12 protein-coding genes and 1 pseudogene are annotated in these 13691 nt (G+C 72.7%); 4 read left to right on the forward strand and 9 right to left on the reverse strand.

What is annotated here, in order from left to right; all coding sequences use genetic code 11:
• Positions 1–282, forward strand: a complete 282-nt coding sequence (locus ACZ8ZB_RS29065) for an RNase A-like domain-containing protein (RefSeq protein WP_470741606.1) — start codon at positions 1–3, stop codon at positions 280–282.
• A gap of 100 nt (positions 283–382) precedes the next feature.
• Here the strand turns inward: ACZ8ZB_RS29065 and ACZ8ZB_RS29070 are convergent, their stop codons facing one another.
• Positions 383–1261, reverse strand: coding sequence for a class I SAM-dependent methyltransferase (locus ACZ8ZB_RS29070; protein WP_470740582.1), 879 nt, complete (start codon positions 1259–1261; stop codon positions 383–385).
• A gap of 128 nt (positions 1262–1389) precedes the next feature.
• On the reverse strand, positions 1390–1980 hold the full coding sequence (locus tag ACZ8ZB_RS29075) for a helix-turn-helix domain-containing protein (protein WP_470740583.1): 591 nt from the start codon (positions 1978–1980) through the stop codon (positions 1390–1392).
• A gap of 132 nt (positions 1981–2112) precedes the next feature.
• Between ACZ8ZB_RS29075 and ACZ8ZB_RS29080 the strand changes: the two genes are divergently transcribed.
• Complete coding sequence (locus tag ACZ8ZB_RS29080; RefSeq protein ID WP_470740584.1) at positions 2113–3738, forward strand: MFS transporter; 1626 nt, start codon at positions 2113–2115, stop codon at positions 3736–3738.
• Here the strand turns inward: ACZ8ZB_RS29080 and ACZ8ZB_RS29085 are convergent.
• The 4 genes from ACZ8ZB_RS29085 to ACZ8ZB_RS29100 all read right to left on the reverse strand — a co-directional run bounded on the left by ACZ8ZB_RS29085 (position 3735) and on the right by ACZ8ZB_RS29100 (position 8579).
• Positions 3735–4970, reverse strand: a complete 1236-nt coding sequence (locus tag ACZ8ZB_RS29085) for an IS30 family transposase (protein ID WP_470741562.1) — start codon at positions 4968–4970, stop codon at positions 3735–3737. The genes ACZ8ZB_RS29080 and ACZ8ZB_RS29085 overlap by 4 nt on opposite strands.
• A gap of 578 nt (positions 4971–5548) precedes the next feature.
• Positions 5549–6235, reverse strand: a complete 687-nt coding sequence (locus tag ACZ8ZB_RS29090) for a LysE family translocator (protein ID WP_470740585.1) — start codon at positions 6233–6235, stop codon at positions 5549–5551.
• Positions 6236–6687: 452 nt separating this feature from the next.
• Positions 6688–7581: a DUF1963 domain-containing protein gene (locus ACZ8ZB_RS29095; RefSeq protein WP_470740586.1), complete on the reverse strand. Its 894-nt coding sequence runs from the start codon at positions 7579–7581 to the stop codon at positions 6688–6690.
• A 236-nt stretch (positions 7582–7817) separates the two neighbouring features.
• The gene (locus tag ACZ8ZB_RS29100) at positions 7818–8579 is read right to left on the reverse strand and encodes a hypothetical protein (RefSeq protein ID WP_470740587.1); all 762 of its coding nucleotides are present in this window, start codon (positions 8577–8579) and stop codon (positions 7818–7820) included.
• A gap of 385 nt (positions 8580–8964) precedes the next feature.
• Here ACZ8ZB_RS29100 and ACZ8ZB_RS29105 point away from each other — a divergent pair, with 385 nt between their 5' ends.
• Positions 8965–10227, forward strand: a complete 1263-nt coding sequence (locus ACZ8ZB_RS29105; RefSeq protein WP_470740588.1) for a HEAT repeat domain-containing protein — start codon at positions 8965–8967, stop codon at positions 10225–10227.
• 14 nt (positions 10228–10241) lie between these two features.
• On the opposite strand, the gene ACZ8ZB_RS29110 is transcribed toward ACZ8ZB_RS29105, so the two are convergent.
• Positions 10242–10691, reverse strand: coding sequence for a nuclear transport factor 2 family protein (locus ACZ8ZB_RS29110; protein WP_470740589.1), 450 nt, complete (start codon positions 10689–10691; stop codon positions 10242–10244).
• Between the two features lie 202 nt (positions 10692–10893).
• On the opposite strand from ACZ8ZB_RS29110, the gene ACZ8ZB_RS29115 reads away from it, so the two are divergent.
• Positions 10894–12420, forward strand: a complete 1527-nt coding sequence (locus tag ACZ8ZB_RS29115; protein ID WP_470740590.1) for a hypothetical protein — start codon at positions 10894–10896, stop codon at positions 12418–12420.
• A gap of 138 nt (positions 12421–12558) precedes the next feature.
• On the opposite strand, the pseudogene ACZ8ZB_RS29120 reads toward ACZ8ZB_RS29115, so the two are convergent.
• Positions 12559–12696 (reverse strand): annotated as a pseudogene (locus ACZ8ZB_RS29120) (IS1380 family transposase); the annotation flags it as partial.
• An 85-nt stretch (positions 12697–12781) separates the two neighbouring features.
• On the reverse strand, positions 12782–13669 hold the full coding sequence (locus ACZ8ZB_RS29125) for an arylamine N-acetyltransferase family protein (RefSeq protein ID WP_470740591.1): 888 nt from the start codon (positions 13667–13669) through the stop codon (positions 12782–12784).
• Between the last annotated feature and the right edge of the window lie 22 nt (positions 13670–13691).

Here is a 13691-nt window from a genome sequence, read left to right on the forward strand (position 1 = left end):
ATCAAGGGTCCGCCGCCGGACGAGGGCAAGGTCAGAGAGTTCCGGTCGACCTCCTACCCCGACCGGGGGACCGCCCACTGGGCCACCCGGCAGGTGGTGACCGCCAACGAGCAGGTCATCCACCGCCGGCTCGCCCGGGGGGCCCGGGCCCGCCTCACCATCGAGGCCGCCCGGCCCTCCCGGGAGGAGCCCGTGGGCCGGGTCCAGCTGGAGGGCGACCTGCCGGCGGGGCGCGGGCCCGTCGACGTCCGCGCGGCGCGCGTGGTGCTGCGGCGAGCGTGACGGCCGCGACCGGCACGCCGCCAGCGACGACGCCTGTACGGAGGCGTGCTGTACGCGGGCCCGGAGGCGGGCCCGCCCCGGCGGCAGGAGCCGTCCGTGGTCAGGTGCGGCGGGCGGCCCAGACGGTGCGTTCGGTGCGTACCGTCAGGTCGTCGCGGCGCAGGATGCTGTGCGGGCCGTCGGTGTCGAGGAGCCGGTCGAGCGCGGTGAGGTCCTCGGGGGAGAGTCCGTCCGCGACGGCGCCGCGGATGCGCCGCAGGACGCCGGTGGCGTAGCGGCCGATCGCTTCACTGCGCGAGCCTTCGAGGTTCACGGCGACGGTGCGCTCGCCCTCGACGGTGAATCCGGCGGCGGTCAGCATGGGGCCCCAGTCGGCGCCCCGGTGGGGCAGGTGCGCGGCCTGGCGGCGGTCGGCCGCGGCGTGGACGCGCTCTTCCAGACCGGGCCGGTCCTCGGGGGCGTCCTCGGGCAGGAAGCGGGGATGGCCGGCCAGTTCGACGACGGCGAACAGGCCGCCGGGTGCGAGCGCGGCGTGGACGGTGCGCAGGGCACGGTCGGGACGGGCCATGTGGTGCATCGAGGCCGACGCCCAGACCAGGTCCGGTGAGCCGAGGCCGGGCCAGGCCGCTTCGTCGAGGTCGGCCCGCACCGTGCGCACGCGCTCCTGGACGCCGCGGGTGCGCGCCTTGGCGCGCAGACGGTGCAGGTGTTCGGCGGAGGCGTCGACGGCGGTGACGTGCGCGTCGGGGAAGCGGTCGAGGAGGGCGAAGGTGCCCGCGCCCGTACCGCAGCCCAGGTCCACGATGTGGTGCGGGGCGGCCTGCAGCGGCAGCCACGCGGTGAGGGAGGCGGTGTGCTCGGCGAGGACCTCGGCGTCCAGGTCGAGGATCTCCGCCTGGCCGTCCGTCGCGCACTCGTGGTGGTGACCGTGCGGAGCGCCGTGGCGGGGAGCGTGGGTGTGGGTGTGGGCGTGGTTCATGCTTCTCACGCTAGGACGGACATGCGCCTGCGGCACGAAGCATCCCGGCCCGCGCAAGACGATGGTCGAGAGCGTTGCCCGACGCGCAAGAGACCGCCGCCGGGGAGGCCCGTCGCGCGGCCTCTCCGTCACCCGGGAGCGCCCTGGGCGTCGTCGCCGCTGTCGTTCTGGTGGCCGCGGCGGGCGTCGCGGTCGAAGATGCCCAGGATCTCGCAGGGTCCGCCGTCGGCGCCGATCGCGTGCGGCATCATCGTGGGGAACTCGGCGGCCTGATGGGTCTCGAGGCGGAAGCGGCGGTGGCCGAGCATGAGGATCGCCGTGCCGGACAGGACGACCAGCCATTCGCGCCCCGGGTGGGCGCGCATGCGCGCCGGGTTCTCGGGGGGCGGTTCGGTCATCCGCTGGCGCACCACGCTCATCCCGGGGTCCGCCTTGACGGTCCAGCGCATCCGGCCGTGGGCGCCGTCGATCGTCGGGCTGATGACGACGTCCTCGGTGGCGGTCTCCACGAGCTGGTCGAGCGTGGTGTCCAGGGCGCGGGCGAGGGTGACCAGCTGATCCAGCGCGAGGCGGCGCCGGCCGTTCTCGATGCGGCTCAGTGAGGACTGGCTGAGGTGGGCACGGGAGGCCAGTTCCTCCAGGGACCAGCCCTGCGCCACCCGCAGGGCGCGGATGCGTTTGCGCACGAGGCTGTCCAGATCCTCATCTTCTTGCGTCATGCGCAACAGTGTATGCCTTCAAGGCAAGACCGGCTTAGCGTCGTGTGACGCGGCGCCGCCCGCGCCCCTTCACCCGGCCGGCGACCGGTCCTGCCCCGGCGCCGGCCCGGCACGCCCTTCCGAGAGGAATCCATGAGGACGAACCAGCCCGTACCGGCCACGCAGGACGGCGGCCGGGACACCCCCGACGCGCGCCGGCTGCGCATGATCCTGATCACCGTCTCCCTCGCCCTGATGGCGGTCATCGCCTCGGTGACCGGGCTGAACGTCGCGCAGACCCACATGGCCGTGGAATTCGGCGCCTCCCAGAGCACGGTCCTGTGGATCATCAACGTCTACACCCTCGCCCTGGCCGCGCTGCTGCTGCCGCTCGGCGCCCTGGGCGACCGCCTGGGCCGCAAGCCCGTGCTCGTCGCGGGCCTGGGGGTCTTCGGCATCGCCACCGTGATCGCGGGCCTGGCCCCGACGGCCGAAGCGATGCTCGCCGCCCGCGTGGCCGGCGGCATCGGCGCCGCCATGATCATGCCGGTCACGCTCTCCGTCATCACCTCCACCTTCCCCGAGGAACAGCGCGGCAAGGCGATCGGCGTGTGGACCGGAATCGCCGGAGGCGGCGGGATCCTGGGCATGTTCCTCTCCGCGCTCCTGGTCGACGTCGCCGACTGGCGCCTGCTGTTCGTCCTGCCGGCGGTCCTGGTCCTCGTGGCCCTGGCCATGACCTTGCGGTCGGTCCCCGACTCCCGCGAGACCTCGGCCCACCGGTTCGACACCGTCGGCGCCCTGCTCTCCGCGATCGCCGTGACCGGTCTCATCTTCGTCCTGCAGGAAGGCCCCGAACGCGGCTGGACCGCGCCCGCGACGCTGATCGGCCTGACGGCCGGCCTCGTCGCCACGGCCGGGTTCGTGGCCTGGGAGCTGCACCGCCGCGACGCCTCCCTGCTGGACGTACGGCTGTTCCGGGAGCGCGGACTGTCGGGCGGCTCGATCACGCTGCTGGTGGTCTTCGGTGTCCAGGCGGGCATCGGCGTGGTCCTCTTCCCGTTCTTCCAGGCCGTACTCGGCTGGTCGGGACTGCTGTCCACGGTCGCGATGATGCCCATGGCCCTCGCGATGATGACGGCCTCCGGCCTGGCCCCCAAGCTGGCCGCGGGGATCGGCGCCCGCTCGACCGTGATGGCGGGCGTCGCACTGGCCGGAGCCGGCATGGCGCTCATGGCGCTCCTCGTCTCCGTCGGCGGCGGCTACCCGTCCGTCCTGCCCGGCCTGCTCGCCATGGGCGTCGGCATGGGCCTGTCGATGACACCGTCCACGGAAGCCGTCACCGCCGCCCTGCCGCGCGAGAAGCAGGGCGTCGCCTCCGCCCTCAACGACGTCACCCGCGAGTTCGGCACCGCACTCGGCGTCGCCCTGCTCGGCGCGCTCGTGTCCGCGGGCTACCGCGACGCCATCGACGACAGGCTGCGCGGCATCCCCCAGGGCGCCGCGGACACCGCCCGGGAAGGCGTCGCCAACGCCGTCGAGGCGGCGGGCGGCGCCGGACCGTACGCACCGGACCTGCTCCACGCGGCGCAGCGGTCCTTCGTCGACGGCTGGCAGCAGGCCATGTGGGCGGGCGCCCTCCTCATGGGCGCCCTGTTCGTGCACATCGCCCTCCGCGGCCCCGGGAACACACCCTCCGCGGTCGCGGACGAGACGGACCCCGCCGAGACCGTCTCCGCCTTGGGTTCAAGGGATCGTCGCAACACCACTTGGTTTTAGGTGGTGAGTAGATCACGTAGACGCTCGGCTGGGGTATCCCAGCCGAGCGTCTTGCGTGGGCGGCCGTTGAGTTCCTGGGCGACGTGTTCGAGGTCTTCGGGGCTGTGGACGCTCAGGTCGGTGCCCTTGGGGAAGTACTGCCGCAGCAGTCCGTTGGTGTTCTCGTTCGAGCCGCGTTGCCAGGGCGATGCGGGGTCGCAGAAGTAGACGGGCATGCCGGTGGCCATGCTGAACTGCTTGTGGCGTGCCATCTCGCTGCCCTGGTCCCAGGTGAGGGAACCGCGCAGGTGGGCGGGCAGGGTCTGGATCGTGGCGACGAGGCCGTCGCGGACGGTCTCGGCGTCGTGGGCTCCGCCCGGCAGGTGGACCAGCATGGTGTAGCGGGTGCTGCGCTCGACCAGGGTGGCGATCGCGGAGCGGCCGCCCTGGCCGATGATCAGGTCGCCTTCCCAGTGACCGGGCACGGCCCGGTCCTCGATGTCGGCGGGGCGGTCGCTGATCATCACCATCGGGTCGGTGAACCGTGGGGTGCGCCGCTGGGGGTCCCGGCGTGGTTTGCGGCGGGTCCGCCCGGAACGGACGGCCGCCTGCACCTCCCGTTTCAGGCCGCCACGGGCCTGGAAATACAGCGCCTGGTAGACCGTCTCCACGCTCACCCGCATGCTCTCGTCGTCGGGATGTTCTCTCAGTAGAGCGTGGCAGATCTGCTCCGGTGACCACCGCCTGCGCAGTCCGTCCTGGACGAAGCGGCGCAGCCGTCCCTCGCGCAGCAGTTTGCGTTCCTTGGGCCGGGGCCTGCGGGCGGCGGCCGCGCGGTGGGCGGCGTAGGGCTGGTAGCCCTCGCTGCCCGAGTTCGCGTCGATCTCCCGCTTGACCGTGCTCGCCGGCCGTCCCAGGGCTCGTCCGATCGCCCGCAGCGAGTGGCCCGCCGCATGGAGATCGCGGATCTTCTCGCGCTCGGCGAGCGTCAGGAACCGCGGGTGGAGCTGCTTTTCCAGGGCCGTCAGGCCCACCGGTGGCGTGGTCACAACGGACATCGTGACGGTCCCCGCCGCGTAGTCGACGCGGCGGCCGTCGGCGTAGGTGCGTGTGGTGCCGCTCTTCTTGACGCCCCAGTCCCAGTCCTTGGCCGTGCGCTCGTTCACGCCGACCTGCCGGGCCGCGACCCGGCGTGCGACACCGGCGGCCCGAAGCCGCTCGTACTCGTCCCGCCCGGGATGCCGGCGCGGCAGACGAACCGAGCTCCGTCCAGCTTTCCGGGCCCAGCTGAAAGCAGTGTTCCGGTTCACCCCCAGCTCACGCGCCACCACGGTCACGTTCCCCACGGCATCCAGCCGCGCAAGAAAACGCTCCCGCAGCCCCGCAAGATCATCGCGCCCAACGACCACGGTCCTCGCAACTCCCACAGATCGCGGGTGTTGCGAGGACCGTTAGAACCCAAGCGCCGGCTGACCGCGCACGAGCCGGGCCCCAGCGGACCACTCCGCGAACACCGCGTCCGCCGACCGCTCACCGGGGCCGGTGAGCCGCTGAGGTCGAACCGCCCCCGCCCTGCCCGGGACCGGAAGCGCAGGAAGGCAGCCGCCGCGACTCCCCGGCGCCCCTGCCTACACCCGCGCCCTCCGGCGGTTACCACGCTGTACTCGACAGGGAACGGGCGAGAGGCCGCCGACCCGTGGTCGGCGGCCTCTCGCGGTGGGTGAGGTGATGCGCGCGGTTCAGCTCGCGTCAGCACGGAACCACCCCGACCACGATCGCGGAGGCGGAAGGCGTTCCCGCCCCCTGTCGCCAACGCTCGTGGTCAACACACCTAGTCCGCGCGGCCGGTGGCGGCGACCGTGACGCCGAGTCCGATCATGGCCAGGCCGCCGGCGCCGCCCACGAGTGACATCCGGCGCGGGGAACGGCCGAACCAGGCCCGCGCGGCGGAGGCCGTCAGTCCCCAGACGCTGTCGGACGCCAGTTGGAGCAGCGCCCCGGCCAGCCCCAGGAGCAGTATCTGCCCGACGACGTGGCCCGCGTCCCGGTCGACGAACTGCGGGAGCACGGCCGTCAGGAAGACGATGCTCTTGGGGTTCGTCACTCCGACGGTGAACCCCTCCCACGTCTGCCGGAGCGTTCCGCGGGCGACGGCCCGCGCGGCGCCGGGCTCCGGGGAAGGCGTGCGGCTGTGCCGGATCGCCTGGACGCCGAGGAAGACCAGATACGTGGCCCCGGCGATCTTGATCACGCCGAAGGCGAGGGCCGACCTCGCCACCACGTTCCCCACCCCGAACGCCACGGCGACGACAAGGGCGTAGCCGCCGAGGGCGTTGCCGAGTACGGAGGCCAGCGCCGCCCGGCGCCCGTGCGCAAGGGCCCGGCCGACGACGAACAGCACGCTGGGCCCCGGGATCGCGGACAGCAGCAGGGACATCGAGCAGAAGGCAGCCAACTGGTGCAGACCGATCACCGTTGAATCATCGCCCGTGATCCCCGGGAAGGGGAGAGGGACCATCGGCCTACTCCTCGAGCCGTAGCCCGCGCGGGACGACGGCCTTCTCGCCGCCTGGTCGGGGGCATCCTGTGAACGGGCGTACGGGGAGGCTGTTGACGCGGGGACGTGTACAGGGGAGTGCTGTACGCGGAAGGACGGGACGTCCGCACGGACGCCCCGGCGACGCGGGCGGCTGCGGAGGGCGCGTGAGGAACAGGAGACCGAAACGCCGTGCAACGGTCCCCATGACGCCTGCCGTGAATGGTCCGACGCGAGCGAGGCGGGGCACAAGTCGTCGCGGGACCGCGGATCCATCGGCGCACCGCACTGCGCGCAGGGTTGCCTGTCTTCTCCTCGTCCGGCCGGTTGTGCGTGGCAGCGGCGGCCGCCGTCGCGGTCCCGGGGAAGACGTGGCCGCGTTCGCCGTGGCGGGTACCGGCCGCCGGCGCCCGCTTCCGCGGCAGCAGGTGGGATCAGGAGAAGTAGGAATGCTCGACGCGGTCGAACCGCTGGGCGAGGAGGTCGTCGTGGGGAATCACCCAGCCCACCTCTCCGTCACCGGGACCGAAGACGTTGGCCTCGGCGACCTCCGCGAGGCACAGATACGGTTCGGTGTTGTCCTCGGAGGCTTCCGCCGCTTCCCTGAGGGCGCGGGCGTGCAGTTCGTCGAACCTCTCCGGGGCGTCCCTGACCAGGGAGACCGCCTGCTCCCTCTTCTCCCGGAACTCCTCCTCGTAGAGGGCCAGCCAGTCGTGGTGGTTCAGCTGCGTCCCGCGCAGGTCCAGCGAGCCGCCCGCCTCCCGGTTGACGACCGGTGCGTCGGGAACCAGGGAGGCGTACTCCTCGATCGCGGCCTCGAGCGGGGGGTCGCTCTCGGGCCAGCCGAGGACGTCCCATGCGGCGGGCTCCAGGAGGGTGAGCACCTTGCGTTCCAGGAGTTCCTGGGACTCCTCGCGCATGGTGTAGTAGCTGAAGTCCACGGGTGCGTCGGCCACCGCCGTCTCGGTGCCCGGGGGCACGAAGATCACCGGGGCGGACCAGTTCTCCGGGTACGTGTCGCGGTAGCCCGGGGCGGCGAACAGCAGGAGCCGTCCCTGCCGGGGGATCAGGTCGTCCAGTGGCTGTTTCGGTATGGCCGCCAGATCGAGACAGGCGACGAAATGGTCGCCGGGCTTCCAGGTGGAGTGCACGGGCATGTCGGGGAGCCCCCCGACACAACCGACCACCCGGTCCTCCGGCCGGACGCTTCCGGGCGACTTGACGCTCATCTTGACCGATGGCTGCACGGACCACAGGATGCGGGTGACGGCGTCGTCGGAGACGCCGTGCCGGCGGGCGTGTTCCCGGAACCTCTTCGTATGTGACATGCCGTCATCCTGCCCCAGTCCACTGACACCGGATGATCCGGCTCACCTCCCGGGACCTGTCCGATGGATCATGCGGCTGTGCCACGTCCAGGACGTCGGTACGGGCACGGGGCGGGGCGATCCGGGGCCAGGACGCAAGGCGCCGGGTCCGCCGCGCTCGCGACGGACCCGACGCCCCGACCGTCGCAGCCGTTACCGCCGACCCGGCCCCCACCGGCCCGCCGGGACCGCGGACATCACTTCACCACGACGCTGTCCCCGGACGACTTCGACGGCCCGGTGGTGGTGTTGCCGTAGTACACCCAGCGCCACGTACCCGTCCTGGAGGCCTTCACGGTCGTCCTGAGATTGCCCGAGCCGTTCGCGTGCACCTTCTTCACCGTGGTGTAGGAGGCGGTGCCGGCGGGCTTGAACTGCAGGCTCACCTGGCGTCCTCCGTAGGAGGCGTACTTCCTGGTCTCCCAGTTGGCCCGGGTGACCTTTCCGGTCACGGTGATGGTCCTGCCCTTGGCCACGGGTTCGGGCGAGGCGTTGACGGTGAGGCGGGAGTTGCGCTTGACGTGGACCGTCAGACCCTTGTCGTCGACGTCACCACCGCCGCCCTTGAAGTACACCTCGGCTCCGACCCTCCAGGCCCCGGCCTCGCTGTTGCGCATGTCCCACACGCTCGGGTCGAAGTACATCGTCTCGTCGAAGTCGCAGACGCCCGACTTCACCTTGGTGCAGTCGCTCGTCTCGATGGCGTGCCACAGCCGGTCGGCCCCCTTGCGGTACAGGAACACCGCCGGCCACTTCCACTTGCGCGTGGTCGTCATCCGGAAGGAGGCGGGCACCGCGACCTCCCCCGACACCCCGATCACGATCGGCTTGCCGCCGTTCACCTGGACACGGGAGAACGAGACCCCGCCCTCGGCCGCCCCGGCCGGCACCGCGGCCACGGCCGTGAACACCGCCGCCGCGCCACCGGCCACGGCGACTCTCCAGACCTGCTTCCCCACCTGATCCCCAATCTTGTACGGAAAGGCACCGGAGGCTCGTCCCCCCAGCGCCTTACAGACGGCCGGCATCCACACGGGGTTGCGCGCCCGCGGATCACGATGGGGCATCGGACGATCCCCGCCTCCCGCGAGGCGGAGGGACCGGCGCGGTGCGGCGGGCGAAGCACGCCCCCCTGGGCAGGATCCTCGAACCGATCAGCGTCGGTGGATCATGATGTCGTGATGCGTCTCCCTGAACGGCCGGATGCCGACCGGGAGTTCGGTCGGCCGTTGCCGAGGGGCGACGGCCGTGCGGAGGGGGTGGCGCGGATGGCGGCCCCCTCGTCCGACCGGACAGCGGACCTCGGGACGGAACCGGAGTCCCGGTGTGCCAGGATCTGCTGCCGTGACGGATGACGACCCCCTCGCCGGCCTGGACGACGTGCCCTGGGCCCGGCTGCGGCACTCCTACGGCATGGCCGACGACGTCCCCGGACACCTCCGGGCGATGCGGGCGGGGATCCGGGAGGGCCGGCATTCGCCGGGTGCGCGGCTCGGGAACCACATCGTGCACCAGGGCACGCGATCGCAGGCCGCGGTGTACACCGTCCCGTTCCTCGTGCGGATGGCACTCGACCCGGGAACGGCCGACAGGCACGGGTGCGTCAGGCTGCTGGCCGCCATCGCGATCGGGCTGGACGCCAACCACCTGCCGAACGGCTACGACCCCGAGGAAGACCGCGCCTACCTGACACGGCTGCGCGGCGAAGCCGACGACTGGGCCCGGTGGATCGCCGAAGCGGCGGACAACGAGCAGCGCGGACAGCGCGAGGAGAGCTGGGCGCAGGTGCTGATCGACGCCGAGGCGGTGGTGCGTTCCTACGACGCCGTCCGGGAAGCGCTCCCCGCGCTCGCCACCCTGCTGACCTCCGGCAGCCCCGAACTGCGGGCCGGAACGGCGAACCTGCTGGCGTGGTTCCCCGAGTCCGCGGCGACGTCGGTTCCGCTGTTGCAGGCGTTCGTCGCCGATGAGGTCTCGCCCGGCGCCGCGGCGACGGGAGTGGTCGCCCTCGGCCTGCTCGGCGATCCGGCGGCCGTCCCCTTCGTCGAGCACTGCCTGGAGAGCCCGGTCGTCGAACTGCGCTGGGCCTCCGCCTTCGCGTTGACGCGGTTCGGCATCGCCGGACCGGCCGTCGTCGAGACACTGACGCAGGTCGTCGCCCGGCCGCCCGGGAAGACCGGGACGATGTCGTTCCTGAGCGGCTCCTACAGCGGCCTCGCGGCGATGGCCCTGGCCGGGACGTCCGAGGCCACGGCGCTCCGGACGGTCGACGCCATGCTGGCCGGGCTGGCCGACCGCACGGGCGTCGAAGGGTTCTACGACCGGTACTACACAGCGCACACGCTGTTCACGCTGGTCTTCCCCGGCGATCCCGCCGAACCGCCGCGGTCCTTCGGTGACCTGAGCACCGTGCAGCAGCGTGTCGTGCGCTTCGCCGTCGACCAGGACGAGGTCGTCCGGCTGTCCGGTCCCATGGACGCCCTGCGCCGGTGGAAGGTGCCGACCGCCCTCCCCGACCTGCGGACCTACGCCGGAACCGGCCAGGGCGAGGCCCCTGGGCCGGCGTCCGGGGCCTCGCCCCGCTCGCGCCGGCCGCCCTGGCCGTGAACGCGGTGCCGGCCTCAGTCCGTGGGCGCCGGCGCGGCGCAGGCCTCGGCGACGGCCCGCGTGTCCCAGTAGAACGGACGGACCTCGGTGATCCGCCCGTCCCTGACCGTGATCGTCTGCAGGATGGGGAAGCCGAGTTCGCGGCCGGTCGCGCGAGCGCGGGCACGGACCTGGGTGAGCACGACCGCGGTCTCACCGGTGGCGAGGAACTCCTGCTCCACCATGTCGAACGCCTCCCACACCTCTCCCATCCTGAGGAAGAACCGCGCCAGGCCGTCGTGCCCGCGCCACGTGCCCCCGTAGGGCAGCGCGTCCGCCTGGTGCAGTTCGACGTCCGGCGCGAAGAAGGGCGCGAGCAGATCGAACGAGGCCTCGCCGGGGCCTCCCGCCGCCAGGTACTCCGCCTCAGCCGCATACATGCCGGCGAGGACCGTCGCCGACTCCGTGGTGGATGGCATCGTCATGGCACCAGCCTGCGCACCGCGACGGGATCGTGCCGGCGGCAATCGGACATCGTGGTGCGGCGGGGGCCGGCACTTCCGCGACCCGCCCCACGCGCCGGTTCGGTGGAGGACGGTCCGCGCCGCTGGGGGGAGGGCGGCGACTCCATGGCCTCCCGCAAGGGCCGCGAGTCCGTGGTCAGCGGATGGTGTTACTTTCCGTGACATGACCGATCACGCGCTACGACTGCTGCGGCAGGACCGCCGCCTGGCCGAACTGGCCGCCTTCCCCTTCGACTTCGACCTGGACCGCGCCGCCCACGGCCATGTCGAGGAGGTCCGCCTCGCCTCGGGCGGGCCGCTGGAGCCTGTGGCCGGGGACGACACCGGCGGCACGTACTTCGTGTGCGCGGACGGCTCGGTGCTCTACGCCGACTCGGAGGGCGCCGCGGGGATCATCGGCTCCAGCGTCGACGAGGCCCTGGAGCTCGTGATCGGCCTGCCCGGCTGGCGCGACTGCACACGTCTGTCGCCGGACGACGGCGAGGAGAGGATCCTGGCGCGCGTCGCGGAGACCGAGGACGAGATCCGTGAGTACTACGGAATCGACGAGGAGCGGGCCGGGCTCCGTGCGGCGCTGGGCTTCCCGGAGCGCTCCCCGGTCGAGCTGGTGGGCGGACTGCGTGCCGCCCTGCTGCGCACCGAGCCGGACTTCGTCCTGCTCAACGCGGACGAGGGATGCGCGTACGACCGGTTGGGCCCGGCCGGGCCCCCGCTGTGGGAGCCCGTGCTCGCGGCGGGCCGCGCCGATCTCGCCCGCCTGCGCGAGGGCGACCGCACGGCATGGCGTGAAATCGCCGAGGACCCGGTCCGGCGCCGGATCACCCTGCGGGCCGCGCAGTTCGACCGCGCCGAGGGCGACCTGGAGCTGCTGCGGCACCTGCTGCGGCACGAGACACGGTCCTCGATGACGGACGAACTGCGGCTCGCGGCCGTGCTGGTGGGGCTGCACGGGGACACCGCAGACCTGCCGCTGCTGCTCGAGGTCCGGGAGACGGACTTCGACACGGCGTGCGGCCTGGGCGGTGTGCCGGAACCGGGTGCGAGCGCGGACGAGCTGCGACAGTGGGCGCGGGAGCTCGACGAGTCGATGTTCGGGACCGACCCGTCGGACGAGCCGGTCTCCACCTGGACCGACCTGGCGCGGGACCAGGGGATGACGGAACTCGCGCGGGTGACGCTGATCCGCGAACTCGACGACATCGTCATGGACCAGAGCAGACTGCGCCGCCCCGGGGCGCCCCACACCCTGGCCACGGCTCCGCTGAGCGGGCTCGCCCAGGACTTCGAGGAACTCGGCGACCTTCCCCAGGCGCTGCGCGCCCAGCGCCTGTACGCCGCCCTCCAGGAGACGGCGTGGGACCGGGCTTCGGCCCGGCGCACCCTCGCCCGCCTGGAGCGGGAGGCGGGCCGGCTGCCGCAGGCGGTGGACAGCCTGGCCGCCGTGCGCGACGCCCTGGCCACTCCGGGCGACGACTCACTGCGCCACTGGCAACGGGTCAACCTCGGCCGCTTCATCGCCGAGGAGCACTACCGGCTCACCCTCGCCCTGGCCGACGCGGGCCGCCCCGAGGAAGCCCGCGCCCTCCTCGCCGCCGCCGACGCCGTACTCGGCGAGCTCTCGGACAACGCCGCCAAGGGTGTCCGCGAGCTCGCCGAGCGGACCGCCGCCCGCGTGCGGGAGGCCGACTGAGGACGCGTGCGGGCCTCCGCGACAGCCGAGACGTGTACTGCCTGTACTGCCGGAAAGCCAAGCGCCCGGTGTCGGTTGAGCCGTGCGGGCTCATCCCACCCGTGACCGACGGATGGCCGGGCAGTCCCCGGCGGGGGCCGTCAGCACCGACGGGAACGACGTCTCGGCGGCCCCGCGGACGGCCTCGACCAGCAGCACGCCCCCGGCCTGGGGGACCACTGCCCGGCCGCCGCCCTCGATGCGGACACGCGGGTACGACCCGACACGGTGTTTCACCTGGAGAGTGCTTCCTTCCGCGCAGCCGACAGGGCCCTCGACACGTCCCACGGTTGCGGGTCGGGAGCACTCCCCGCTTGTTCGATCAGGCCGCGGACACCCCGCCTCGTGAAGCGCGAGGCCGGCCCAGCAGCCGGACGCCATCCGGTACGTCGATCCCGAACTCCTCGTCGAGGAGGCGTCGTGCCTCCCTCTCGTCGGTCAACTCCCGCTCCGTGACCGTGCCGTCGGCGCGGGTCTCGGTGAGGTGGCGGCCGTCGAGGAGCAGGTGGCGACCGGGGGTGAGGCGCTGGACGTAGGGACGGCGGCTGAACGGGGAGCGGGGGTGGGTGGCGATGTGCCAGTTGACGACCTCGAGGTCGGGCTGCTTGAAGGGCTCCACCGTGAAGGCGTACTGCGCCTCCCAGCCGTCCGCTCCGTCTGTCCCGGTCGTGCCGTACGCCTCCAGCACCCACATCTCCAGTGGGCCGTCATGCGGTGCGTGCACCAGCCGGTGCCGGCGGCCCGCGTCGTGGAACTCCGTGCCGGCCACCAGCGGCACCGGCTCCAGCAGGGCGTCGACCGTGCCGAATCCCACATCCGCGAGGTGGGGCCGCTGCTCGCCGGGGACCTCGACGAGCAGCGCCATGTGCGTGCGCGGGCGGCTCTCGAAGCGGTCGGTGCCGACCACGACTCGCGCGACCAGCAGGGTCACCCGGAAGCCCAGCGCCTCCAGGGCGTCCGCGAACAGCGTGTTGTGCTCGTAGCAGTAGCCCCCGCGGCGACCGTGCACGAGCTTGGCCGTCAGGTCGGCCGGGTCGAGGGAGGGGACCACACCCCGCACGGGGTCCAGGTTCTCGAACGGGACGGTCAGCGCGTGGGCCGTGTGGATGCCCCGCAGCGTCGCGAGGTCGGCCCGCCGCTCGCCCTCCCACCCGATCCGCTTCAGGTAGGCGTCGAGGTCGAATGACTTCGTCGGTGCGATCTCAGGCATACCTCCACGGTACGGACGCACC

It is taken from the genome of Streptomyces sp. 12E (genome assembly GCF_055633275.1).